The organism is Pseudomonas sp. 37 R 15, from assembly GCF_900004865.1.
GTDB lineage: Bacteria > Pseudomonadota > Gammaproteobacteria > Pseudomonadales > Pseudomonadaceae > Aquipseudomonas > Aquipseudomonas fluorescens_AM.
Window position 1 is genome coordinate 34938 of sequence record NZ_CVTV01000051.1, and the last position, 23866, is coordinate 58803.

Genomic DNA, 23866 nt, shown 5'->3' on the forward strand with positions numbered 1-23866 from the left:
CGCCATTGTCGATGACCCAGCCAATCCGCATCAAGGACCACGAGAAGGACGCACGTCTTGTACGCGCGCGCGTGGTGTTTGGCGCGATCATGGTGGTGGCATTGATTGGTGTGCTGATCGCCCGTCTGTATTACCTGCAGGTGATACAGTACGAGTATCACTCCACCTTGTCGGAAAACAATCGGGTGCATGTGCAGCCGATCCCGCCGACCCGTGGGCTGATTTTCGACCGCAATGGCGTGGTGGTGGCGGATAACCGGCCCAGCTTCAGCCTGAGCATGACCCGCGAGCGTTCCGGCGACTGGCAGCAAGTGCTTGATGTGATTGTCGAAGTGCTGCAGCTGACGCCGGAAGACCGGGGGATTTTCGAGAAGCGCATGAAGCAGGGGCGCCGGCCTTTCGAGCCGGTGCCGATCCTGTTCGAGCTCAACGAAGAGCAGATCGCGCGGATCGCAGTGAACCAGTTCCGCCTGCCCGGCGTGGAAGTGGTGGCGCAGTTGGTGCGGCATTACCCGCAGGGGCCGCACTTTGCCCACTCGGTCGGCTATATGGGGCGCATCAACGAGAAAGAGCTGAAAAGCCTCGATCCGGTCAATTACAGCGGCACCCATCACATCGGCAAAACCGGCATCGAGCGTTTCTACGAGCCCGAACTGCACGGCCAGGTGGGTTACGAAGAGGTCGAGACCAACGCCCGTGGCCGCGTGCTGCGCGTGCTCAAGCGCACTGACCCATTGCCGGGCAAGGACATCGTGCTGAGCCTGGACATCAAGTTGCAGGAAGCCGCCGAAATGGCGCTGGGCGGTCGTCGCGGTGCGGTGGTGGCGCTGGACCCGAAGACTGGCGAAGTCCTGGCCATGGTCAGCCAGCCGAGTTTCGACCCCAACCTGTTCGTGACCGGTATCAGCTTCAAGGCCTACGCCGAGTTGCGCGACTCCATCGACCGGCCGCTGTTCAACCGGGTGCTGCGCGGCCTGTATCCACCGGGGTCGACCATCAAGCCGGCGGTGGCGATTGCCGGCCTGGATTCAGGGGTGGTCACCGCGTCGAGCCGGGTCTATGACCCCGGCTATTACATGCTGCCCAACTACGATCACAAATACCGTAACTGGAACCGCTCCGGTGACGGCTATGTCGACCTGGATACCGCCATCATGCGCTCCAACGACACCTACTTTTATGACCTGGCCCACAAGCTGGGGATCGATCGCCTGGCGGCCTACATGGGCAAGTTCGGCCTCGGTCAGAAGGTCTCCCTGGACATGTTCGAAGAGTCTCCCGGCCTGATGCCGTCGCGCGAATGGAAGCGCGCGACGCGCCGCCAGGCGTGGTTCCCCGGCGAAACCCTGATCCTCGGCATCGGCCAGGGCTATATGCAGGCCACCCCGCTGCAACTGGCCCAGGCAACGGCGCTGGTGGCGAACAAGGGCGTGTGGAACCGGCCGCACCTGGCCAGGACCATCGAAGGTGAGAAACCGGTGGATGAGAACCCGATCCCCGACATCGTGCTGCGCGACCCGTCCGACTGGGCCAAGGTCAATCACGGCATGCAGCAGGTGATGCATGGCGCTCGCGGCACCGCACGCAAGGCGGCGCTCGGCGCGCAATACCGCATCGCCGGCAAGAGCGGTACCGCTCAGGTGGTCGCGATCAAGCAGGGTGAAAAATATGACCGCTCCAAGGTGCAGGAGCGCCACCGCGACCACGCCTTGTTTGTCGGCTTTGCCCCTGCCGATGACCCGAAAATCGTGGTGGCGGTGATGGTGGAGAACGGCGAGTCCGGCTCCGGTGTGGCCGCGCCTGTGGTGCGCCAGATCATGGATGCCTGGCTGCTGGCCCCCGACGGCAAGCTCAAGCCCGAATATGGCGGCCCCCCTTCAAGCCCCGAGGTTACGGCCCGTGAAGAGTAATTTTGACCGCATCCTCTCCAGTGAAGATGTGATGCGTCGCCGTGCGACGTTGCTGCAACGCATGCACATTGATGGCCCGTTGCTGGTGCTGCTGCTGATACTGGCGGCTGGCAGTCTGTTCGTGCTGTATTCGGCCAGCGGCAAGAACTGGGACCTGCTGATCAAGCAAGCGTCGTCATTCGGCCTGGGCCTGTTGTCGATGGTGGTGATCGCCCAGCTCGAGCCGCGTTTCATGGCGCGCTGGGTGCCGCTGGGTTATGTCGCCGGAGTGCTGCTGCTGGTGGTGGTGGACGTGATGGGTCACAACGCCATGGGCGCGACCCGCTGGATCAACATTCCGGGGGTGATTCGCTTCCAGCCGTCGGAATTCATGAAGATCCTGATGCCGGCCACCATCGCCTGGTACCTGTCCAAGCGCACCTTGCCGCCACAGCTCAAGCATGTGGGGATCAGCCTGGTCCTGATCGGCGTGCCGTTCATTCTTATCGTGCGCCAGCCGGACCTCGGCACTTCGTTGCTGATCCTGGCGGGCGGCGCGTTCGTGCTGTTCATGGGCGGCCTGCGCTGGCGCTGGATTCTCAGCGTGCTGGCCGCTGCCGTGCCGGTGGCGGTGGCCATGTGGTTCTTCTTTATGCACGACTACCAGAAGCAGCGGATCCTGACGTTCCTCGACCCCGAAAGCGACCCGCTGGGTACGGGCTGGAACATCATCCAGTCCAAGGCCGCCATCGGCTCCGGCGGCGTGTTCGGCAAGGGCTGGCTGCTGGGTACCCAATCGCACCTGGACTTTTTGCCCGAAAGCCACACCGACTTCATTATCGCGGTGATGGGCGAAGAGTTCGGCCTGGTAGGCATTTGTGCGCTGCTGCTGATCTATTTGCTGTTGATCGGGCGCGGGCTGGTGATTACCGCACAGGCGCAGACGCTGTTCGGCAAGTTGCTGGCCGGCAGTCTGACCATGACGTTTTTTGTTTATGTTTTCGTCAACATCGGTATGGTCAGTGGCCTGCTGCCGGTGGTTGGGGTGCCGTTGCCATTCATTAGCTACGGCGGAACTTCGCTGGTGACATTGCTGTCAGCGTTTGGGGTTTTGATGTCGATTCATACGCATCGCAAATGGATCGCTCAGGTTTGAATAAGGTGAAGATGTCAATGCAAGTAATGCGCGGCTGGGCCACTCGGCATGCGTCCTGGATGGGCCTGATTGGGCTGCTGGGCGCCACGCAGGAGGCCCAGGCCGGTGACTACGATGGCTCACCTCAGGTCGCCGAATTCGTCGGTGAGATGACCCGCGACTACGGTTTCGCCGGTGAACAGCTGATGGGCGTGTTTCGCGAAGCCCGCAAGAAGCAGGCGATCCTCGACGCCATCTCGCGCCCTGCCGAGCGGGTCAAGCAGTGGAAGGAATATCGCCCGATGTTCCTCACCGACGCCCGCGTGGCCCGGGGCGTGGACTTCTGGCGCCAGCACGAGGCGGTATTGGCCCGCGCCGAGCAGGAATACGGCGTGCCGGCCCAGGTCATCGTCGCGATCATCGGCATTGAAACCTTCTACGGGCGCAACACCGGCAGTTACCGTGTGATCGACGCGTTGTCGACCCTGGGCTTCGATTACCCGCCGCGCGCCGAGTTCTTCCGCAAGGAGCTGCGCGAATTCCTGCTGCTGGCCCGCGAAGAACAGGTCGACCCGATGACCCTCAAGGGCTCGTACGCCGGAGCGATGGGCTTGCCGCAGTTCATGCCGAGCAGCTTTCGCGCCTATGCGGTGGATTTCGACGGCGACGGGCATATCAATATCTGGAGCAACCCCGACGATGCCATCGGCAGCGTGGCCAGCTACTTCAAGCGTCACGGCTGGGTGGGCGGAGAACCGGTGGTGGTCCGCGCCGATGTGACGGGCGAGCGCGCCGATGAAGGCCTGACCCAGGGTATCGACCCGGTGAAGACCGTCGGGGAGTTGCGAGCGCTGGGCTGGTCGAGTCAGAATGCGCCACGCGATGATATGCCGGTGACGGCGTTCCGCCTCGAAGGTGAAAATGGCCCGGAATACTGGATGGGCCTGAAGAATTTCTACGCAATCACGCGTTATAACCGCAGTGTGATGTACGCCATGGCCGTGCATCAGCTGTCAGACGAGCTGGTTCAAGCACGGGGCAACAAGTAATGCGGGTATCGCCGTTCAAAAAACCGCTCAAGCTGGTGGCGTTCGCCGCGTTGTCCCTGCTGGTCGCCAGTTGCTCCACGACGCCGAATCGAGCGCCAGCCAAGAAGGCCGGCGGCGCGGTGGTTCGCGCCCAGCCGGGCCTGGACATCAACCGTGCGCACAAAGACGGCGCGCCGTGGTGGGATGTGGATGTGTCCAAGATCCCGGATGCCACGCCCACCCTGCACTCCGGCCCCTACAAGGCCAACCCCTATACCGTGCTGGGCAAGAATTACTTCCCGCTGCAGGAATCCAGGACCTACGTGCAGTCGGGCACGGCGTCCTGGTACGGCACCAAGTTCCACGGCCAGAACACCGCCAACGGCGAAGTGTATGACCTGTACGGCATGAGTGCGGCGCACAAGACCCTGCCGCTGCCCAGCTACGTGCGCGTGACCAACCTGGACAACAACCGCACCGTGATCCTGCGGGTCAACGACCGTGGGCCGTTCTATTCGGACCGGATCATCGACCTCTCCTATGCCGCTGCGAAGAAACTCGGTTACGCCGAAATCGGTACCGCACGGGTGAAAGTCGAAGGCATCGACCCGGCGCAGTACTGGGCCCAGCGTGGCAAGCCGGCGCCGTTGATGCTCAACGAGCCGCAAACCCCGCAACCGCAAGTGACGGCGTCGACCGGCAAGATCGAACAATGGACACCGCCGCCGGCGCAGCATGCTCCGGACACCGTGGTCGTGCCCCATGCGGCGCCCGGTGCCTCCAAGGTGGGCGGGCAGTACCTGCAGGTGGGCGCTTTCGCCAACCCGGATGCGGCAGAACTGTTAAGGTCCAAGCTCAGCGGCATGGTCAGCGCGCCGGTGTTCATCAGCTCCATCGTGCGTAACCAGCAGACCCTGCACCGTGTGCGCATGGGGCCGATCGGCTCGCCGAGCGAAGTTGCGCAAGTGCAGAACAGCGTGCGCCTGGCTAACCTGGGGCAACCCAGCGTAGTGACCGCGGAATAAGGCAATACAGGATTGAAGGTTCAGGCGCGTGCGCGTGCCCGGGCCCTGGTTGTTGGCTCGTTGAACAATAAAAACCCAGGGGCAAGGGGTGAGCGGGCAACCGAACACGTGACAGTCTGGAAGCGGGCTGTCTGAATAGTTTTGCCCGCGAGGGCAAGTTTCCATAAGCAATTTCGAGAGACGGATGAACATCACCACCTTAGCCAAACGTACGTGCCTGCTTATCTCGCTGATCATCACCCCGGCCGCCTGGGCGGTTGAGATGGTGCCGGCTTCCCCGCAACTGGCCGCCAAGGCCTGGGTCCTCATGGATGCCGCCAGTGGCAACGTGCTGGTCGAAAACGGTGGTGACGTGCGTCTGCCGCCTGCCAGCCTGACCAAGCTGATGACCGCCTACATCGCGACCCTGGAAATCCGTCGCGGCCAGATCGGCGAGAACGATCCGGTGACCGTCAGCGAAAACGCCTGGCGTACCGGTGGTTCGCGGATGTTCATCAAGGTCGGCTCGCAAGTCACGGTCAGCGACCTGCTGCACGGCATCATCATCCAGTCCGGCAACGACGCCAGCGTAGCCCTGGCCGAACACATCGCCGGCAGCGAAGATGCGTTCGCCGACATGATGAACAAGACGGCCGGCGACCTGGGCATGACCAACAGCCACTTCATGAACCCGACCGGCCTGCCGAACCCGGAGCATTATTCGTCGGCTCACGACATGGCAATCCTGGCCCGCGCGATCATCCGTGTCGACCCGGTGCACTACGCGATCTACTCCCAGAAGGAGTTCTTCTGGAACAACATCAAGCAGCCTAACCGCAACCTGTTGCTGTGGCGCGACAAGACCGTCGACGGCCTGAAAACCGGTCACACCGACGAAGCCGGCTACTGCATGGTGTCGTCCGCCGTACGTGATGGCCAGCGCCTGATCGCCGTGGTCTTCGGCACCAACAGCGAGCAGGCCCGTGCGGCCGAGACGCAAAAACTGCTGACCTACGGCTTCCGCTTCTTCGAAACCCAGACCTTCTACCAGAAGGGCACCGAGCTTGCGACCGCACCGGTATGGAAGGGCGCGACCTCCCAGGTCAAGGCCGGCCTGGCCGATGACCTGACCCTGACCATGCCTAAAGGCCAGCTGAAAAAGCTCGCTGCCAGCATGACCCTGAACCCGCAACTGGTTGCGCCAATCGCCAAGGGTGATGTGATCGGTAAGGTTGAAGTCAAGCTGGACGACAAGGTGGTGCACAGCGCCGACCTGATCGCACTGGACGCCGTCGACGAAGGTGGTATCTTCCGCCGCGTGTGGGATAGCATCCGTCTATTCTTCTACGGCTTGTTCAACTGATTGTGTGCACCTGCAAAGCCCCGCGTTGATCCGACGCGGGGCTTTGCCGTCGCCACGGCTTACCGCTTACGAGGCCGTTCTGCCATGACCGATAAAGAAGTAAAGGCGCCAAAGATCGAATTCCCGGTGACGGATTATCCCATCAAGGTGATCAGCGATACCGGCGTAGGTCGCAAAGACACAATTCTTGAGATTGTGCGCAAACACGCGACGATCAACGACAACCGTGTGGACGAACGTTCCAGCTCCACGGGTAAGTACACGACGATCCAGTTGCACATCGTTGCGACGGATCAGGACCAGCTCTACAACATCAACAGCGAACTGCGGGCTACCGGCTTCGTGCACATGGTGCTGTGATGTCGCACGTCCTGGGCGTTCGCGAACTCGGCCGGATGGACTACGAGCCCGTCTGGCACGCCATGCAGCGCTTCACCAACGAGCGCGGCAGCGCGGCAGCGGATGAAATCTGGCTGGTCGAGCACCCGCCGGTGTTCACCCAGGGCCAGGCCGGCAAGGCTGAGCATCTGCTGCTGCCGGGTGATATTCCGGTGGTGCAGGTCGACCGAGGGGGTCAAGTGACTTACCATGGGCCTGGCCAACTGGTTGCCTACCTGTTGCTGGATGTGCGCAAGTTGGGGTTTGGTGTACGTGATCTGGTCAGCCGCATGGAGGCTTGCCTGATCGAGCTGCTGGCCAGTTACGGCGTGACCGCCGCGGCCAAGCCCGATGCACCAGGTGTGTATGTGGATGGCGCGAAAATCGCCTCCCTCGGATTGCGTATCCGGCACGGTTGTTCCTTTCATGGCCTGGCCCTGAATGTGGACATGGACCTGGCCCCGTTCCGACGGATCAACCCGTGCGGTTATGCGGGGCTGGCGATGACCCAGTTGAGCGACCATGCAACACCCATAGAATTTGCCGAGGTAAGTGCCCGGCTGCGCGCGCAGCTCGTCAAACACCTCGACTATGCTGAGCAGACGACCCTGACGGGCGGAATCGATTGATATGACTACTGATGTTGTGCAAACCATGATCCCGACGCTGGACATCACCGAGCGTCCAGCCCCGGCCCCGCGTGCCAAGGTGGAAGCCGGCGTCAAGCTGCGCGGCGCCGAGAAGGTTGCACGCATCCCGGTGAAGATCATTCCGACCACCGAACTGCCGAAAAAGCCTGACTGGATTCGCGTGCGTATCCCGGTCTCGCCGGAAGTCGACCGTATCAAGGCGCTGCTGCGCAAACACAAGCTGCACAGCGTGTGCGAAGAAGCGTCGTGCCCGAACCTGGGTGAATGCTTCTCCGGCGGTACTGCCACCTTCATGATCATGGGTGACATCTGCACCCGTCGTTGCCCGTTCTGCGACGTGGGCCACGGCCGGCCGAAGCCGCTGGACGTCAACGAGCCGCAAAGCCTGGCCATCGCCATCGCCGACCTGAAACTCAAATACGTGGTGATCACCTCGGTCGACCGTGACGACTTGCGTGACGGCGGCGCCCAGCACTTTGCCGACTGCATTCGCGAAATCCGCAAGCTGTCGCCCAACGTGATGCTCGAAACCCTGGTGCCCGACTACCGCGGTCGCATGGACGTGGCGCTGGAAATCACCGCCGCCGAGCCGCCAGATGTGTTCAACCACAACCTGGAAACCGTGCCGCGCCTGTACAAGGCTGCGCGTCCGGGTTCGGATTACCAGTGGTCGCTGACCCTGCTGCAGAAGTTCAAGCAGATGATGCCGCACATTCCGACCAAGTCCGGCCTGATGCTGGGCCTGGGCGAAACCGACGAAGAAGTCATCGAAGTCATGAAGCGCATGCGCGAGCATGACATTGACATGCTGACCCTGGGCCAATACCTGCAACCGTCCCGCAGCCACTTGCCGGTGCAACGTTTCGTGCACCCGGACACCTTCGCCTGGTTCGCCGAGGAAGGTTACAAGATGGGCTTCAAGAACGTCGCATCGGGCCCGCTGGTACGGTCTTCGTATCACGCCGATGAGCAGGCCAAGCTGGTCAAGGCGAGCCTGGTTTCGTAACACAGGCCTGTGCAACACCGCAGGTCCGATGTGGGAGGGGGCTTGCCCCCGATTGCGGTGTGACAGTCAATACATGAGTGACTGATACATCGCCATCGGGGGCAAGCCCCCTCCCACATTTCGTTATGCGTCATATTAGGGAGAATTGTGCATGACTGCTGCCGTACCTGCATTGCGCCTCGAAGGCACCATTGGCCTGATCGCCCCCGCCGGTCCTGCTGCGCTGGACGTCGAAAAAGCCGGGCAATGGATGCGCACCCGTGGCTATGAACTGCGAATTTTCCCCGGTGTGTATGAACGCGACGGCTACCTGGCCGGCAGCGATCAAGTGCGTCTGAACGACCTTCACGCCGCCTTCGCCGACCCCGAAATCGATGCCATCTTCTGCCTGCGCGGCGGCTACGGTTCGCCACGTTTACTTGATGCACTGGACTTCGACCTGCTGCGCGCCAACCCCAAGCCTTTCGTCGGCTACAGCGATATCACCGCCTTGCACCTGGCCATCAACCGCTATGCCGGCTTCGTCACATTCCACGGGCCGATGCTCAATGCAGACCTGCTCGGTGACAAGCAACCCCCTACCGAGTCCTCGCTGTTCAGCCTGTTGCGCGGCCAGTTGGGCGCCGGCAGTGTGCTCGCGCACCCGGTGGCCTACCCTTTGACCACGATCGAGCCAGGCATCGCCTGCGGGCGCTTGCTGGGCGGTAACTTATCGATGATTGCGGCGGTGATGGGCACCGCTTATGAAATTGACGCTGAAGGCATCATCCTGTTTATCGAGGACGTCAACGAGCCGCTCTATCGCATCGACCGCTTGCTGACGCATCTGCGCCTGGCGGGCAAACTGGATCAGATTGCGGGAGTGTTGGTGGGGGATGTGGCCGGTGTGGATCAGGTGGCGCTTGAACGACTGTTGAAACAGACCTTAGAACCGCTGTGCGTTCCGGTGCTGGCTGGTTGGCGCAGCGGGCATTGCGACCCGAACCTGACGCTGCCGATGGGCGCGCTGGTGCGGTTGGATGCGGGGGAACAGTGGGTGGTGTTGGAGCAGGATGTGGTGTTCAACCCTTGAAATAATCGTCGACTGCTAAACCGCAATCGGGGGCAAGCCCCCTCCCACAATTGGACCCTGTACACCCTTTGGAATGCAGTCAAATGTGGGAGGGGGCTTGCCCCCGATGACGGTAGTCGCCATACGCCAATCTATAGGCCCTGCACCGCCTCCAGCAACTTCACCGTCGGATACCCATCCGCCGGCCAGCCCAACGCTTGCTGCGCCGCCCGAATCGCCTTGCGTGTGTTGGCGCCGATGATCCCGTCGGCATTGCCCGCGTCATAGCCTTTGGCGCTGAGCGCCGTCTGCAGGTCGATACGTTGCGAGCGGCTCAGCGGCAGCTCATCCTTTGGCCAGCTCCCGCGAATCACCCCACCGCCACCAAAGCGCTCCGACAGCAGGCCAACGGCCAGCGCATAGGACGACGAGTTGTTGTACTTGAGGATCGCACGGAAGTTATCCAGCACCAGGAATGCCGGGCCACGGTAGCCGGCCGGCAGCAGCAGGGCGGCGGACAGCTGCTCGACGTTGGCCGGCAGGCTCACGCCGGGCGGCAGTTGGATGCCCAGTTTGAGCCATTCGGCGACGGTCTTGCGAATGCCACCATCGGCCAGGGAATAGTCGAAGCCCGAGGGCAGTTGCTGCACCTCGACGCCCCACGGCTGGCCTTTCTGCCACCCGGAGCTTTGCAGGTAATGGGCGGTGGAGGCGAGGGCGTCACCCGGGCTGTTCCAGATATCGCGGCGACCGTCACCGTCGAAATCCACCGCGTGGGTGTTGTAGGTGGTGGGGATGAATTGGGTCTGGCCCATCGCACCGGCCCAGGAACCTTTCATCTGGTCGGCCGGGATATCGCCGTGCTGGATGATCTGCAACGCCGCCAGCAGTTGCGCCTGTGCAAACGCCGGGCGGCGGCCTTCATAGGCCAGGGTCGCGAGGGAGCGGATCACCGAGTTATTGCCCTGGAACTGACCGAAGTTGCTTTCCATGCCCCACACCGAGACCAGTGCCTGGCGATCAACGCCGTAACGCTCCTCGATGCGCTGCAGGATATCGGCGTACTTGACCAGCAACGCCTGGCCGTTGCGCACGCGCAGCGGCGACAGCGCGCCATCGATGTATTCCCACACCGGACGGGAAAACTCCGGCTGGCTGCGGTCGGCGCGAATCACGGCCATGTCCGGGCTGACGCCGGCGAAGGCGTTATCGAAGACTTGCGCCGTGATCCCGGCTTGCAGGGCCTGTGCACGGAACCCGGCCTGCCATTCGGCGAAGGTCTGGGTCGGTTGGATGTTCAGGTTGTCCACCGCCAGCGGCGCCACGACGGCAGGCGCGACGGTCGGTGCGGTCTTGAGCGCGGGCAGGGGTTGAGCGTCCGCGGCGGTGGGTTTTTCCGCGCAGGCGACAAGCAGAATGAGGCTGGAGGCAGCAATCAACTGGCGAAGGTGCCAGCGACGGGAAAGACTAGAGGGCATGCACAGGTCCAGGGGGTTACAAATCCAGTGCAGACCTTATCATGCCAGAGGGGCGCTTGCCTTCAGGCAGCCACAAAGTAAGAAGCCTCCCAGCTGTCAGACTGGAAGGCTTCGCGGCGGTAGCTGCCTTTGCCCTTGCCGGCGCGTTCCTGACGGCTGCGGAACAGTGGCTGGGCGATGATGGATTTGGCCTTGTTCGGGCCATGCTTGGATGGCTTTTTGCTCATGGTCGGTCTCTCGCTGGATGGATGGAGCGGGGAAAATAATCTGCCTAAGTAGCGATGCTGTAAAGCCCGAAAATTGTAAACGCAATCAAAATGTGGGAGGGGGCTTGCCCCCGATTGCGGTGTGTCAGTCACCTGATGAATTGACTGGTCCACCGCTATCGGGGGCAAGCCCCCTCCCACATTGTTGCGCGGTGTTGCTGATGGACAGGTTACTCGGCAGGCAACGCCAGGCGCTGGCCGGCCATCAGCAGCGACAAGCGGCTCAAGCTCATCCAGGGCGAACCGGCCGCCTGGCCCTTGATCTGTGCATCGATGCGCTGCGCTTCCAGCAACAGTTGCGCCCAGCGTTGCGCCGAGTGCCGTTGCAGGGCCTTGCTCATCAGGGGCTTGCGCTTGTCCCACACCGGCGGCCGCGCCTGGCTGAAGCATTTGTCCAGCGGCGTGCCCTGGCTGTATTGCAAGGCAATGTTGGCCAGTACCCGCAGTTCCCGGGCCAGGGCCCAGAGAATCACCGGAGGTTCCACACCCTCGCCACGCAGCCCCTCGAGCATGCGCAGGGCGTGAGCGGGTTCACCGTTGAGTATCGCGTCCACCAGCCCGAAAACATCAAAGCGCGCACTGTCAGCCACCGCGCCCTGCACGGTTTCGACGGTGATCTGCCCCTCTTCGGCCATCAGCTTGAGCTTTTCGATCTCCTGGGCGGCGGCAAGCAGGTTGCCTTCGACCCTGGCGGCGATCAGCTCGACGGCCTCTTGCGTGGCCGCCATCCCCGCCTGTGACAAGCGTTGGCGAATCCACTGCGGCAGCTGGCTGCTGTCCACCGGCCAGATCTGAACGAACTGGGTCTGCGGGCCTTCCACCAGCGCCTTGCCCCATTTGGTTTTCTGCGCACTGCCATCCAGCTTGGGCAGGCTGATCAGCAACACCGTATCTTCAGCAGGGCGCGAGCAATATTCGATCAACGCTGCCGCGCCTTTATCGCCCGGCTTGCCCGAGGGCAGGCGCAGTTCCAGCAGGCGTTTTTCGGCAAACAGCGACATGCTCGCGCCGGCTTGCAGCAGCGTTCCCCAGTCGAAACTGGCGTCGGCACTGAACACCTGGCGTTCATCGAAACCTTGCTGGCGCGCCGCCGAGCGAATGGCGTCGGCTGCTTCCTGACACAGCAACGGGTCATCGCCGCTGACGATATAGACAGGCGCGAGACTACCTTGCAGGTGTTTGGCGAGTTGGGCGGGGGCGAGCTTCATAGGCAGGGCGAACGGGGCGCCAGGAGCGCCCCGTTTGGCTTACTCGACAGGTACTTCAACAGGCGACTGTTTCGGCGTGTTGTCTTCATACTCTTGCGCAGCCTTCAGGGCATCGGCGTCAGCCTTGGCCTTGTTGTCGGCGATCTGCTGCAACTCCGCCAGTTTTTCCGGGGTGAGCAGTTGCAGGCGAGTCATCATGCGCTGAACCAGCTCACGACGCATTTCCTTGCGGACCTGGAGTGTCTCGGAATCCGAACCCACCAGGTTGTTGCCGTCGTGGCTCACGACTTTCTGCACCTGGATCTTGTCGCCCATCAGCGGCAAGTTATCGCGGCCCTGTACTTCGAAGCTGACGGTGGTGGCCAACTCGATGTCGGACGCGCGGCCGGCACTGGCGTAGCTGATGTTGCGCTGGGTTTCGCGCTCATCGACCAGGTTCAGCTTGTAGGTAGCGCCGGTATAGACGTGCACGCCGGCGTTTTCCAGGCTCTGGCGCAGCTGAGTCACGGTTTCGCCATAGGCGTTACGTGCGCTGACGTCGAGTTCCTTGAGCGACAATTCATTGGTGCCGGTGCCGCGCAGCTGGAAGCCGCAAGCGCTCAACAGAACGGCCAGGCCCATTACCAGCAGATTGCGTTTGATCATGTTGTTGCTCCCCTTGAAACCAGGCGGGCCTTATCGAGGCCCTGAAGGTTTAGTTCGGCGCAGGGCTCAAGCCCTGCGCCCGATCCGATTTAGCTGGCGACGATATTGACCAGTTTTCCGGGCACTACGATCACTTTGCGGATCGTCAGGCCTTCGGTAAAGCGCAGCACGTTCTCGTTGCAGCGTGCAGCCGCTTCGACTTCTTCACGGCTGGCGCTGGCCGGCATGTCGATCTGGCCGCGCAGTTTGCCATTGACCTGGATCACCAACTGCAGCGTGTCCTGTACCAGCGCGCTGTCATCCTGCACCGGCCAGCGGGCGTCGATGACGGCACCGCTGTGGCCCAGGCGGCTCCACAGTTCGTGGCTGATGTGCGGCGTGATCGGCGCCAGCAGCAGGGTAACCGTTTCCAGGCCTTCCTGGATCAATGCGCGATCCTGTGCCGTGGCCTGCGGGGCTTTTTCCAGCACGTTCATCAGCGTCATCACTTGGGCGATGGCGGTGTTGAACTTGTGGTTCTGCCCTACGTCCTGACTGGCCTGGCGGATAGCCAGGTGGGTGCTGCGACGAATGGCTTTCTGTTCATCATTCAAGGTCGCGACGTCCAGCTTGCCCGGCAAGCCCTGGCTGACGTGGGCATGGGCCAGACGCCAGACGCGCTTGAGGAAGCGGTGCGAGCCCTCGACGCCGGAGTCGGACCATTCGGCGCTCATGTCGGGCGGCGAGGCGAACATCATGAACAGGCGGCAAGTGTCGGCGCCGAACTGATCGATCATCGATTGCGGGTCGACGCCGTTGTTTTTCGACTTGGCCATCTTTTCGGTGCCGCCGATTTCCACCGGCAGGCCGTCGGATTTGAGCTTGGCGCTGATGACCTTGGCTTTGCTGTCACGCTCGAGCTCGACGTCCGCCGGGTTGAACCAGGTGTAGGCGCCATTGGCTTCGCGGCGGTAGTAGGTCTCGGCGATCACCATGCCTTGGGTCAGCAGGTTCTTGAACGGCTCGTCGGAGCTGACCAGGCCTTCGTCACGCATCAGCTTGTGGAAGAAACGTGCGTACAGCAGGTGCAGGATGGCGTGTTCGATACCGCCGATGTACTGGTCCACCGGCAACCAGTGGTCGGCTGCGGATTTCTCGACCAGGCCACCTTCATAGTGCGGCGAGGCGTAGCGGGCGTAGTACCACGAGGACTCCACGAAGGTGTCCATGGTGTCGGTTTCACGCTTGGCAGGCTGGCCGCATTTCGGGCAGCTGCATTCGTAGAACTCGGGCATGCGCGCCAATGGCGAACCGGCGCCGTCCGGTACGACGTCTTCGGGCAGGACGACCGGCAATTGGTCTTCCGGTACTGGCACGTCGCCACAGCTTTCGCAGTGGATGATCGGGATCGGGCAGCCCCAGTACCGTTGACGGCTGATGCCCCAGTCGCGCAGGCGGAACTGGGTGCGCGAGGCACCGAGATTTTTCTTGATCAGGGCGACTTCGATGGCGTCGAAAGCGCCCTGGAAGTCCAGGCCGTCGAATTCGCCGGAGTTGATCAGCTCACCGTGCTCGCCATAGGCGTCCTGCCACGGGGCCGGGCTGGTGTCGCCCGCGCTGGTGCGTACCACCGACTTGATCGGCAGGCTGTACTTGGTGGCGAATTCGAAGTCGCGCTCGTCGTGAGCGGGGACTGCCATTACAGCGCCATCGCCGTAATGCATGAGCACGTAGTTGGCGACCCAGACCGGCAATTTCTCGCCCGTCAGCGGGTGCTCGACGAACAGCCCGGTCGGCAGGCCTTTTTTCTCCTGGGTGGCGACGTCGGCTTCGGCCACGCTGCCGCCCTTGCATTCGGCGATGAACGCCTGCAGCTCGGGGTTGTTCTGTGCGGCCTGGGTAGCCAGCGGGTGTTCGGCGGCCACGGCAACGTAGGTCGCGCCCATCAGGGTGTCCGGACGGGTCGTGAAGACCTTGAGTGCGCCCGCTTCGCCGATCGAGTCGACGTTGTACGGGAACTGCACTTCCATGCCCTTGGATTTGCCGATCCAGTTGCGCTGCATGGTCTTGACCTGTTCAGGCCAGCCCGGCAAGTCGTCCAGACTCGACAAGAGTTCATCCGCGTAAGCGGTGATCTTGAAGTAGTACATCGGGATTTCGCGTTTTTCGATCAACGCGCCGGAGCGCCAGCCGCGACCGTCGATGACCTGTTCGTTGGCCAGTACGGTCTGGTCGATCGGGTCCCAGTTCACGGTGCCGCTTTTTTTGTAGATCACGCCTTTTTCGAACAGGCGAGTGAACAGCCATTGTTCCCAGCGGTAGTAGTCCGGCTTACAGGTGGTCACTTCGCGGGACCAGTCCACCGCCAGGCCCAGGCTGCGCAGCTGGGTCTTCATGTAGGCGATGTTTTCGTAGGTCCACTTGGCGGGCGCCACGTTGTTTTTCATCGCGGCGTTTTCCGCCGGCATGCCGAAAGCGTCCCAACCCATGGGTTGCAGAACGTTCTTGCCGAGCATGCGCTGGTAGCGGGAAATCACGTCGCCGATGGTGTAGTTACGCACGTGCCCCATGTGTAGCTTGCCGCTGGGGTAAGGGAACATCGATAGGCAATAGAACGTCTCCTTGCCTGGCTGTTCGCTGACTTCAAAGGACTTTTGCTCGTCCCAGAAGGTTTGTGCGGCATTTTCTATTTCGCGGGGCTGATATTGTTCGTGCATGGCTACTTTTGAACTGGATAGGGGTGGCCTAATCCTCTTCGGTGCAACGTTCGGGTTGATCGACACCAAAAGCGGCGCGTCCATGCCCAAACCCTGCGGGAAGTGGAGTTACAGGAAGCGCCGTAGCATACATGACCCCACTCTATCGAGGGAAACCCTGATTGCGCAGGCCAGGCCGTCTGTCGCGGCACCGGGCAGGTGCAGCCACGGGGGCTACGCTGTTTATTGGGGAGCAAGTATTTCTTCAATGAGGTGAGGGGATGGCTGAATCGCAGCGAACTTTGACGAAACCGCAGTTATATGAAGGACTGATCGACCGTTTGGGTCGGGCATTGGATGCCGCAAGAACCGCAGGCCGATTGCGTGATGAACGGCCTCTGGAACTGGAGTTGCGAGGCTTGAGCCAGGCAGAGCTTGAACTGATCAAGCGCTATCTGGAATTGCACCACCAGCGCGCCGCTCATGGGCCGGCATCCCCGCCGGCCCACGAGTCGCCTCGTTCGGCCAAGGTAGTGTGGCTGAAGGATCTGGCGGCCGGTCGCAGCCCGGAAAATGTCCGGTCGATACGGTGCAAGTGACCCCGCGTTATCCGTTGATGTTTACAAAATATGCTCGTAAGGATTGTTGCTGAACCCCGTTGCATCTAGGCTTCGGGCATCTTTGGAGATGCCCGATGCCTTTTCGTTATTTCATTAAACAATTGTTGTTGCCGCCCGGTATTTTCCTGCTGTTGCTGGCGCTTGCCTGGTGGTTTCGCCGCAGTCGCCCGCGCCTGGCCGGGTGTTGCTTTGCCTTGGGATTGGGCGGGATGTGGTTGATCAGCCTGCCGGTGATGGTGCAGTGGGGCGCACATGCCCTGGAGACAGCGCCGCCGTTGGCCCGCGAAGACTGGGCAAACCTGGCCCAGCGCGCCGATGCGATTGTGGTGCTGGGCTCCGGTCGTGAGCGCGGCGACCTTGCGTGGGGCTCTGACCAGCCCACCGGTATCGGCCTGGAGCGTGAGCGTTACGCGGCGCGTCTGGCCAAGGCGTCCGGGTTGCCGGTGTTGACCACCGGCGGCCTGCACTACGGCACACCGCCCAGCGAGGCGGAGCTGATGGCGGTGTCGATGCAGGATGACTTCGGCGTCACGGTGCGCTGGAAGGAAGAGCGCAGCCGCACCACCTGGGAAAATGCGCAGATGAGCGCCGAGATTCTGTTGCCTCAAGGCATCAAGCGCGTGGTGGTGGTGACCCAGGCGTGGCACATGCCGCGTTCGGTGTGGAGCTTTGAGAAGGCCGGCTTCACCGTGGTGCCCGGGCCGGTGGGGTTTCTAGGCGTGGATCACGGTCGACCGCTTGGCGGGTGGATGCCGGAGGTCAAGTCGGTGTGGCAGAGCGGGCAGTTGATCAATGAGGCGGTGGGGCAGGTGGGGTATAGGTTGTTCTACAGATAACACCGCAGGACAAATGTGGGAGGGGGCTTGCCCCCGATAGCAGTGTGTCAGTCAGTACATTTGATACTGATACACCGCAATCGGGGCAAGCCCCCTCCCACATTGGTTATGTGTTGGCCGTCAGACGGTTTTGGCCATGCGGGCGGCCAGCAGCGCCCAGCCAAACAGCAGCAGGCACACAATGATCAACGGCCACGAGCGCCATTGCAGGTAAGGCGTCAGGTTGTGCATCGGCACCACTTCCCCATAAAGAATGCCGCGCTCGAATTGCGGGATCTGGGCGGTGATCTGCCCAAACGGGTTGATCAGGCCGGTCACGCCGTTGTTGGTGGCGCGGATCATCCAGCGTCCGGCTTCAAGTGCACGCATCTGCGCCATTTGCAGATGCTGCAGCGGGCCGATCGAGCGGCCGAACCAGGTATCGTTGCTGATCGTCAGCAGCAGGTCGCTCTGGGCCGACAGGCCGGCAGCGAACTCCGGGTACACCACTTCATAGCAGATGAACGGCGCAATCTGATAACCCTTGGCCTGGAGCATGGGTTGGTCGGATGGGCCGCGGGCGAAGTCCGACATCGGCAGGTCGAAGAAGGCGATCAACCCGCGCAGCATATCCTGCAGCGGCACGTACTCACCGAAAGGCACCAGCTTCTGCTTGAGGTAGGTGCCGTCACCTTCGCCGACCACCGTGATGCCGTTGAAGTAGCGCTTCTCGTGGCGCACCTCCTCGCGAATCGGTACCCCGGTGATCAGTGCGGTATTACGCTCGGAGGCAAACTTGCCCATCATGCCCAGGTAGCCTTCGACCGACTCCTTGAGTACCGGTACGGCGGTTTCCGGCCACACCAGCAGATCGACGCGTTTGGAGCTCAAACTCATGTCGCGGTACAGCGCCAGTTGCGCGTTGAGCTGCTCGGGGTCCCACTTCATGCTTTGTTCGACGTTGCCCTGAATGGCGGCCACGCTCAGGGGCGGGCCGGAGGGCGAGGTCCAGGCGTGATGCTTGAGCGCCAGGCCGATGGCCCACGGCGCGACGAGCAGCACCAGGCCGGCCGCGATAAAGCTGTTGCGCTGGCCCGCCAGCAGGCGCGGCAGGTTGCACAGCAGGGCGGCGGTCAACGCCAGTGCGAACGAAATCAGCCACATTCCGCCCAATGGCGCGAGGCCGGTCAGCGGGCCATCGAGTTGACTGTAGCCCGAATACAGCCACGGGAAACCGGTGAGGAACCAACCGCGAAAGGCTTCCTGGCCGACCCACAAGGCCGCGAACGTCAGTGCATCGGCCAATGGCGCTTCATTGCGGCGCAGCCAGCGCGCCCACAACCAGGCGGGCAGGGCGAAGAACCAGGCGATGGCGGCGGTGAACAGCAGCATCAGGAACCCCGCCAGCAGCACCGAAGCGCCGCCGAAGTGGTGGATGCTGTAGTAGATCCAGCTGGTGCCGGCGCCAAACAGGCCGAAACCGAAACACCAGCCGCGGCCCAGGGCCTGCCGGGGTGTGAGCTCACGCAGGCCGATATAGAACAGACCGACCGCTACCAGCGCCAGCGGCCATATATCGAACGGCGCCAGCGCCAGGGTAGTGATGGCGCCGGCCACCACGGCCAGCAAATTACCGGGCCAGCCGGGGCGGGTCAGACGGCGCATATCAATCCTTAGCGGGAAACAGGTGTCAGGCGAATCAAGTGAATCCGGCGGCTATCGGCATTCAAAATGCGGAAGCGATAGGCGCCGATCTCAGTGGTCTCGTTACGCTTGGGCAGATGCCCGAACGCACTCATCACCAGGCCGCCGACGGTGTCGAACTCATCGTCGGAAAATTCGCTGTCGAAGAACTCATTGAAGTTCTCGATGGGCGTCAATGCCTTGATCAGGAAGTCGCCGCTGGGCAGTGGCTTGATGTAGCTGTCTTCTTCGACGTCGTGCTCGTCTTCGATGTCGCCGACGATCTGCTCCAGTACGTCTTCGATGGTCACCAGGCCGGCCACGCCGCCGTATTCGTCGATCACAATGGCCATGTGATTGTGGTTGGCGCGAAATTCACGCAGCAGCACATTCAGGCGCTTGGATTCAGGCACGAAGGTGGCCGGGCGCAGCAGGTCCTTGATGTTGAAGTTGTCGCCGTTCTCCTTGAGGATCAGCGGCAACAGGTCCTTGGCCAACAGGACGCCCATGACGTCGTCATGGCTTTCGCCGATCACCGGGTAGCGCGAGTGCGCCGAGTCGATCACGGCTGGGAGGAATTCCCGTGGGGTCTGGGTCGCCTTGATGCTGATCATCTGCGAGCGCGGCACCATGATGTCGCGTACTTGCAGGTCAGCCACCTGGATGGCGCCTTCGACGATGGCCAGCGCTTCGCTGTCCAGCAACTTGTTCTGGTGGGCCTCGCGCAGCAGCTCCAGCAGCTCCTGGCGGTTTTTCGGCTCGTGGGCAAAAGCCTGGGTCAGTTTACCCAGCCATGACTTTTGCCCGTTGCTCGATCGGTCTTCGCTCATAGCGATTACTCTAAATCCTTTGATATGACAGTTGAGTGTTGATCAGTTTTCGTCGTCTGCGTACGGGTCGCGATGCCCCAGTTCCGCAAGCAACGTTCGTTCCAGTGCTTCCATTTCCTCGGCTTCGTCATCGTCTATATGGTCGTAACCCAAGAGATGCAAGCAGCCGTGGATGACTAGATGGGCCCAGTGGGCCTCAAGTTCCTTGCCTTGTTCGCGCGCTTCGCGTTCCACCACGTCGACGCAGATCACCAGGTCGCCCAGCAGCGGGATATCCAGGAATTCGTCGGGTACGTCGGCGGGGAAGGACAACACGTTGGTCGCGTAGTCCTTTTGACGCCAGGTGTGGTTCAGTGCTCGACCTTCCGGCTCATCCACCAGACGGATGGTCAGTTCCGAGTCGGCAGTGCGCTGGCGCAGGGCCAGGGCGCACCATTGACGAAACTGTGCTTCGTTGGGGGCGGGCGCTTCGCTGGCCAGTTGCAGGTCAAGCTCAAGCATCGCGGCGCGTGTCCTGGGTCGGTACGTCGTCCTTGTGGTCGAAACGCTCGTAGGCTTCTACGATGCGCTGCACCAGTGGATGGCGCACCACGTCCTTGGGCATGAAGTGCGTGAAGCTGATGCCCGGTACATCCTTGAGCACCTCGATCACCTGCGCCAGCCCCGACTTGGTGCCCTTGGGCAGGTCGACCTGGGTGACGTCACCGGTAATCACGGCCGTGGAGCCGAAACCGATACGGGTGAGGAACATCTTCATCTGCTCGACCGTGGTGTTCTGGCTTTCGTCGAGGATGATGAAGCTGTTGTTCAAGGTGCGACCGCGCATGTAGGCCAACGGGGCGATTTCGATCACCTGACGCTCGATCAGCTTGGCCACGTATTCAAAGCCGAGCATCTCGTACAGCGCGTCGTAGAGCGGGCGCAGGTACGGGTCGATCTTCTGGGCCAGGTCGCCGGGCAGGAAGCCGAGTTTTTCACCCGCTTCGACCGCCGGGCGCACCAGCAGGATGCGGCGAACCTGTTCGCGCTCCAGGGCATCCACCGCGCAGGCCACGGCCAGGTAGGTCTTGCCGGTACCGGCCGGGCCGATGCCGAAGTTGATGTCGTTGCCGAGGATTTCCTTGACGTACTTCTGCTGATTCAAGCCGCGCGGGCGAATCATGCCTTTTTTGGTACGCAAGGCCACGCTGGCTTCGGCCACCGGGTTGTTGGCCAGGTCTTGCACGGCGGATTCCTGCAGGTACAGGTGCACCGTTTCCGGCGACAGCTCACTGCCCTTGGTTTCGCGGTAGAGGCGACGCAGCAGGTTTTCCGCAGACGTGGTGTGTTGGGGTTCACCAATAAGCTCGAACTGATTGCCGCGGTTGCGGATCTCGATGCTCAGGCGTTGTTCGATCAGGCGCAGGTGCTCGTCGAACTGTCCGCACAGGTTGGCGAAACGGCGAGCCTCAAACGGCTCGAGGAGAAAACGATGGGGTTCTACTGTAGGTGCGTTCAAGGTCGCTTTTAGCCGCCCTTTGGCTGTTGAGGTGAAACAGAGAATAACGCCAGTGGCGCGGGTACGAAAGCACTTACGTCATCGGAATGTTGCATGGATTCAATGTGGGAGGGGGCTTGCCCCCGATGGCGGAGTGTCAGCCGGCACATTTGGTACTCAGACACCCCAATCGGGGGCAAGCCCCTCCCACACCAGTTCTGCACTTGCCTTGGCAGCCGGGGTCGTCAGTTGATCAGCGAACCGCGCAACGAGTGCGGTTGCGCCGCATCGATGTGTACATCGGCAAACTGGCCGATCAAGGTCGGGTTGTCGCAGCGGAAGTTGACGATGCGGTTGTTCTCGGTGCGACCCTGCAATTCGCCGGGGTCCTTTTTCGAGTAATCGGTCACCAGGATGCGCTGGATCGAACCGACCATTTGTCGGCTGATCTCGAAACCCTGCTGATTCAGCCGATGTTGCAGCGCATTCAAGCGTTCTTTTTTCAAGGCTTCCGGGGTGTCGTCTGGCAGGTCGGCCGCTGGGGTGCCCGGGCGCTGGCTGTAGACGAACGAGTAGGAGAAGTCGAAGCCGACGTCCTCGATCAGCTTCATGGTCTGCTCGAAGTCTTTCTCGGTTTCGCCAGGGAAACCGACGATAAAGTCCGAGCTGATGCAGATGCCTGGCACTGCGGCGCGCAATTTGCGCAGCTTGGATTTGTACTCCAGGGCCGTGTGGTTGCGTTTCATGGCCGACAGGATGCGGTCCGAGCCCGACTGCACGGGCAGATGCAGGTGTTTGACCAGCTCCGGCACGTCGGCATGGGCCTGGATCAGGCTGTCGGAAAACTCCAGCGGGTGCGAAGTGGTGTAGCGGATGCGCTCGATGCCATCGACGGCGGCAACCACGCGGATCAACTCCGCCAGGTCAGCCAGGCGCCCATCGTCGGTCTGGCCACGGTAACCGTTGACGTTCTGGCCCAGCAGGGTGACTTCACGCACGCCGTTTTCGGCCAAATGGATGATTTCCGACAGCACATCGTCAAACGGCCGGCTGACTTCTTCGCCACGGGTGTAGGGCACTACACAGAAGGTGCAGTACTTGCTGCAGCCTTCCATCACCGACACGTAGGCACTTGGCCCGTCGATGCGCGGCTCGGGCAAATGGTCGAATTTCTCGATTTCGGGAAACGACACGTCCACTTGCGGCAGCTTGGTGAGGCGCGCGGCGTCGATCATTTCCGGCAGGCGGTGCAGGGTTTGCGGGCCGAAGACCACGTCGACATAGGGTGCGCGGTCGCGGATCGCGGCGCCTTCCTGGCTGGCCACGCAACCGCCGACGGCGATCACCATGTCCGGGTTGGCCAGCTTCAATTCGCGCCAGCGGCCCAGCTGCGAGTACACACGGTCCTGGGCCCGCTCGCGGATCGAGCAGGTATTGAGCAGGATCACGTCGGCATCTTCGGCGCGGGCGGTGACTTCCAGGGCCTGGTGTTCGCCCAGCAGATCGACCATGCGCGAGCTGTCGTACTCGTTCATCTGGCAACCGTGGGTTTCGATGTAAAGCTTCTTGGCCATGGGTATCGTCAACTGGTGGTAAAGAACCGCGCATTATAGGGGGCATGCCCATTGGTTCCTAGCGCTGTGCATCGGGTGCCATGCTATAGTTCGCGCCCTCTTTTATATCCGCGATGTGTTGCTCGCCCGCCATGACCAAACGTGAAGCTCCAATCTACAAGGTGATTTTCCTCAACCAAGGCCAGGTGTTCGAAATGTACGCCAAGCAGATCTATCAAAGTGATCTGTGGGGCTTTCTGGAGGTGGAAGAGTTCGTCTTTGGCGAGCGGACCCAATTGGTCGTCGACCCGGGCGAAGAAAAGCTCAAGGCCCAGTTCGAAGGCGTGGTGCGCAGCTTTGTGCCGATGCATTCGATCGTGCGCATCGATGAAGTCGAGCGCCTGGGCACGCCGAAGATCAGCGAGGCGCGGGGCACCAGCAATGTGATGCCGTTTCCGATGCCGATGCCGGAGAAGTAGGGCTTCAATCGCACTGAAGATTCAGGGTAGGGGTGAAAAGGGCGAACGCCCATCGGCGCTCTGCAATTCCTGCAGGTAATTGCGGAAGATCTGCCCCAGCACTTGAGTTGCCACTTCCAGTTCATCGCGCTGCATGTGCTCGGCCACTTCGTCGGCAGTGTCCAGCGCGTCTTCGGCGCCATTGACTGCCGCCATTTTCAACACGATGTAGGCCTGAACGTTATTGGCCGGTACGCCTTCGCCACGGAAGAACATGTTGCCGAGCTGGAATTGCGCCTGGGCGTGGCCCTGCAGCGAAGCTTTTTCGAAGTAGCTCAACGCTTTGTTGAGGTCGACGGCCGGGTTTTTACTGTCGTGAAAGTACTCGCCCAACTCGTATTGCGCTTGCGCATCCCCTTCGTCAGCCTGTTTCTGGCACGCGCTCAGGGCCTCGGCCTGGGTGTCGGGCTGGGTATTAAGGGTGCAACGACCCATCGCTGGGATTAACAACGAGTTGCCGCCTGCTTGTGCATGCGCCAGCAGCGGCTGAAGGAGCAACAGGCAGCCCAGAACCAGGGTGCGGCCGGTGCGTTTCATGGGAATCGACTTACCTCTGACGGGGCGCGCGGACCCTCGGGGGAGTCCAATAAGCGC

At 61.7% G+C, this 23866-nt stretch carries 23 protein-coding genes; 12 read left to right on the plus strand and 11 right to left on the minus strand.

Annotation, left to right across the window (positions count from 1 at the left end; genetic code table 11):
- Positions 1-11 precede the first annotated feature (11 nt).
- From mrdA to BFQ04_RS18595, 9 genes are all read left to right on the plus strand, one after another.
- Complete coding sequence (mrdA, locus tag BFQ04_RS18555; RefSeq protein WP_065952055.1) at positions 12-1910, plus strand: penicillin-binding protein 2; 1899 nt, start codon at positions 12-14, stop codon at positions 1908-1910.
- Positions 1911-1941: 31 nt separating this feature from the next.
- A complete protein-coding gene (gene rodA, locus BFQ04_RS18560; RefSeq protein WP_065952056.1) occupies positions 1942-3045 on the plus strand; it encodes a rod shape-determining protein RodA in 1104 nt (367 codons plus the stop codon).
- 17 nt (positions 3046-3062) lie between these two features.
- A complete protein-coding gene (mltB, locus tag BFQ04_RS18565; RefSeq protein WP_065952057.1) occupies positions 3063-4073 on the plus strand; it encodes a lytic murein transglycosylase B in 1011 nt (336 codons plus the stop codon).
- Entirely contained in the window at positions 4073-5077 is a 1005-nt protein-coding gene (locus tag BFQ04_RS18570; RefSeq protein ID WP_065952058.1) for a septal ring lytic transglycosylase RlpA family protein, read from the plus strand. Before mltB ends, BFQ04_RS18570 begins: the two co-directional genes overlap by 1 nt.
- Positions 5078-5261: 184 nt before the next feature.
- Complete coding sequence (locus tag BFQ04_RS18575; protein WP_065952059.1) at positions 5262-6419, plus strand: D-alanyl-D-alanine carboxypeptidase family protein; 1158 nt, start codon at positions 5262-5264, stop codon at positions 6417-6419.
- An 84-nt stretch (positions 6420-6503) separates the two neighbouring features.
- Entirely contained in the window at positions 6504-6779 is a 276-nt protein-coding gene (locus BFQ04_RS18580) for a DUF493 domain-containing protein (protein ID WP_065886843.1), read from the plus strand.
- A complete protein-coding gene (gene lipB / locus BFQ04_RS18585) occupies positions 6779-7426 on the plus strand; it encodes a lipoyl(octanoyl) transferase LipB (protein ID WP_065952060.1) in 648 nt (215 codons plus the stop codon). Before BFQ04_RS18580 ends, lipB begins: the two co-directional genes overlap by 1 nt.
- Before the next feature lie 25 nt (positions 7427-7451).
- Positions 7452-8453 (plus strand): lipoyl synthase, encoded by a 1002-nt coding sequence (gene lipA, locus BFQ04_RS18590; protein ID WP_162276339.1) that lies wholly within the window; start codon positions 7452-7454, stop codon positions 8451-8453.
- Positions 8454-8604: 151 nt separating this feature from the next.
- Entirely contained in the window at positions 8605-9525 is a 921-nt protein-coding gene (locus tag BFQ04_RS18595; RefSeq protein ID WP_065952061.1) for a S66 peptidase family protein, read from the plus strand.
- A 131-nt stretch (positions 9526-9656) separates the two neighbouring features.
- Here BFQ04_RS18595 and BFQ04_RS18600 read toward each other — a convergent pair whose 3' ends face one another.
- From BFQ04_RS18600 to leuS, 5 genes are all read right to left on the minus strand, one after another.
- Positions 9657-10982, minus strand: coding sequence for a lytic murein transglycosylase (locus BFQ04_RS18600; RefSeq protein ID WP_065952062.1), 1326 nt, complete (start codon positions 10980-10982; stop codon positions 9657-9659).
- Positions 10983-11044: 62 nt separating this feature from the next.
- Positions 11045-11209 (minus strand): alternative ribosome rescue factor ArfA, encoded by a 165-nt coding sequence (gene arfA / locus BFQ04_RS18605; protein WP_065952063.1) that lies wholly within the window; start codon positions 11207-11209, stop codon positions 11045-11047.
- 209 nt (positions 11210-11418) lie between these two features.
- A complete protein-coding gene (holA, locus tag BFQ04_RS18610; RefSeq protein WP_065952064.1) occupies positions 11419-12456 on the minus strand; it encodes a DNA polymerase III subunit delta in 1038 nt (345 codons plus the stop codon).
- 39 nt (positions 12457-12495) lie between these two features.
- Positions 12496-13101: an LPS-assembly lipoprotein LptE gene (gene lptE / locus BFQ04_RS18615; RefSeq protein WP_065952065.1), complete on the minus strand. Its 606-nt coding sequence runs from the start codon at positions 13099-13101 to the stop codon at positions 12496-12498.
- An 89-nt stretch (positions 13102-13190) separates the two neighbouring features.
- Positions 13191-15797: a leucine--tRNA ligase gene (gene leuS / locus BFQ04_RS18620; protein WP_065952066.1), complete on the minus strand. Its 2607-nt coding sequence runs from the start codon at positions 15795-15797 to the stop codon at positions 13191-13193.
- A gap of 260 nt (positions 15798-16057) precedes the next feature.
- Between leuS and BFQ04_RS18625 the strand changes: the two genes are divergently transcribed.
- Entirely contained in the window at positions 16058-16375 is a 318-nt protein-coding gene (locus BFQ04_RS18625) for a hypothetical protein (protein WP_065952067.1), read from the plus strand.
- A 95-nt stretch (positions 16376-16470) separates the two neighbouring features.
- Positions 16471-17232, plus strand: coding sequence for a YdcF family protein (locus BFQ04_RS18630; RefSeq protein ID WP_065952068.1), 762 nt, complete (start codon positions 16471-16473; stop codon positions 17230-17232).
- Between the two features lie 120 nt (positions 17233-17352).
- On the opposite strand, the gene lnt is transcribed toward BFQ04_RS18630, so the two are convergent.
- The 5 genes from lnt to miaB all read right to left on the minus strand — a co-directional run bounded on the left by lnt (position 17353) and on the right by miaB (position 22775).
- Entirely contained in the window at positions 17353-18876 is a 1524-nt protein-coding gene (gene lnt, locus BFQ04_RS18635; protein ID WP_065952069.1) for an apolipoprotein N-acyltransferase, read from the minus strand.
- Between the two features lie 8 nt (positions 18877-18884).
- Entirely contained in the window at positions 18885-19724 is an 840-nt protein-coding gene (locus tag BFQ04_RS18640) for an HlyC/CorC family transporter (protein ID WP_065952070.1), read from the minus strand.
- 42 nt (positions 19725-19766) lie between these two features.
- Positions 19767-20225, minus strand: coding sequence for an rRNA maturation RNase YbeY (gene ybeY / locus BFQ04_RS18645; RefSeq protein ID WP_065952071.1), 459 nt, complete (start codon positions 20223-20225; stop codon positions 19767-19769).
- Positions 20218-21222, minus strand: a complete 1005-nt coding sequence (locus tag BFQ04_RS18650; protein ID WP_065952072.1) for a PhoH family protein — start codon at positions 21220-21222, stop codon at positions 20218-20220. Before BFQ04_RS18650 ends, ybeY begins: the two co-directional genes overlap by 8 nt.
- A 224-nt stretch (positions 21223-21446) precedes the next feature.
- Positions 21447-22775, minus strand: coding sequence for a tRNA (N6-isopentenyl adenosine(37)-C2)-methylthiotransferase MiaB (miaB, locus tag BFQ04_RS18655; RefSeq protein WP_065952073.1), 1329 nt, complete (start codon positions 22773-22775; stop codon positions 21447-21449).
- Positions 22776-22906: 131 nt separating this feature from the next.
- Between miaB and BFQ04_RS18660 the strand changes: the two genes are divergently transcribed.
- Positions 22907-23233: a DUF1820 family protein gene (locus tag BFQ04_RS18660; protein ID WP_003194436.1), complete on the plus strand. Its 327-nt coding sequence runs from the start codon at positions 22907-22909 to the stop codon at positions 23231-23233.
- Positions 23234-23254: 21 nt separating this feature from the next.
- On the opposite strand, the gene BFQ04_RS18665 is transcribed toward BFQ04_RS18660, so the two are convergent.
- A complete protein-coding gene (locus BFQ04_RS18665) occupies positions 23255-23809 on the minus strand; it encodes a tetratricopeptide repeat protein (protein WP_065886862.1) in 555 nt (184 codons plus the stop codon).
- Between the last annotated feature and the right edge of the window lie 57 nt (positions 23810-23866).

Coding starts and splice junctions, on each gene's coding strand:
- mrdA (WP_065952055.1), top strand. CDS start 12: ATGACCCAGCCAATCCGCATCAAGGACCACGAGAAGGACGCACGTCTT.
- rodA (WP_065952056.1), top strand. CDS start 1,942: ATGCGTCGCCGTGCGACGTTGCTGCAACGCATGCACATTGATGGCCCG.
- mltB (WP_065952057.1), top strand. CDS start 3,063: ATGCAAGTAATGCGCGGCTGGGCCACTCGGCATGCGTCCTGGATGGGC.
- BFQ04_RS18570 (WP_065952058.1), top strand. CDS start 4,073: ATGCGGGTATCGCCGTTCAAAAAACCGCTCAAGCTGGTGGCGTTCGCC.
- BFQ04_RS18575 (WP_065952059.1), top strand. CDS start 5,262: ATGAACATCACCACCTTAGCCAAACGTACGTGCCTGCTTATCTCGCTG.
- BFQ04_RS18580 (WP_065886843.1), top strand. CDS start 6,504: ATGACCGATAAAGAAGTAAAGGCGCCAAAGATCGAATTCCCGGTGACG.
- lipB (WP_065952060.1), top strand. CDS start 6,779: ATGTCGCACGTCCTGGGCGTTCGCGAACTCGGCCGGATGGACTACGAG.
- lipA (WP_162276339.1), top strand. CDS start 7,452: ATGATCCCGACGCTGGACATCACCGAGCGTCCAGCCCCGGCCCCGCGT.
- BFQ04_RS18595 (WP_065952061.1), top strand. CDS start 8,605: ATGACTGCTGCCGTACCTGCATTGCGCCTCGAAGGCACCATTGGCCTG.
- BFQ04_RS18600 (WP_065952062.1), bottom strand. CDS start 10,982: ATGCCCTCTAGTCTTTCCCGTCGCTGGCACCTTCGCCAGTTGATTGCT.
- arfA (WP_065952063.1), bottom strand. CDS start 11,209: ATGAGCAAAAAGCCATCCAAGCATGGCCCGAACAAGGCCAAATCCATC.
- holA (WP_065952064.1), bottom strand. CDS start 12,456: ATGAAGCTCGCCCCCGCCCAACTCGCCAAACACCTGCAAGGTAGTCTC.
- lptE (WP_065952065.1), bottom strand. CDS start 13,101: ATGATCAAACGCAATCTGCTGGTAATGGGCCTGGCCGTTCTGTTGAGC.
- leuS (WP_065952066.1), bottom strand. CDS start 15,797: ATGCACGAACAATATCAGCCCCGCGAAATAGAAAATGCCGCACAAACC.
- BFQ04_RS18625 (WP_065952067.1), top strand. CDS start 16,058: ATGGCTGAATCGCAGCGAACTTTGACGAAACCGCAGTTATATGAAGGA.
- BFQ04_RS18630 (WP_065952068.1), top strand. CDS start 16,471: ATGCCTTTTCGTTATTTCATTAAACAATTGTTGTTGCCGCCCGGTATT.
- lnt (WP_065952069.1), bottom strand. CDS start 18,876: ATGCGCCGTCTGACCCGCCCCGGCTGGCCCGGTAATTTGCTGGCCGTG.
- BFQ04_RS18640 (WP_065952070.1), bottom strand. CDS start 19,724: ATGAGCGAAGACCGATCGAGCAACGGGCAAAAGTCATGGCTGGGTAAA.
- ybeY (WP_065952071.1), bottom strand. CDS start 20,225: ATGCTTGAGCTTGACCTGCAACTGGCCAGCGAAGCGCCCGCCCCCAAC.
- miaB (WP_065952073.1), bottom strand. CDS start 22,775: ATGGCCAAGAAGCTTTACATCGAAACCCACGGTTGCCAGATGAACGAG.
- BFQ04_RS18660 (WP_003194436.1), top strand. CDS start 22,907: ATGACCAAACGTGAAGCTCCAATCTACAAGGTGATTTTCCTCAACCAA.
- BFQ04_RS18665 (WP_065886862.1), bottom strand. CDS start 23,809: ATGAAACGCACCGGCCGCACCCTGGTTCTGGGCTGCCTGTTGCTCCTT.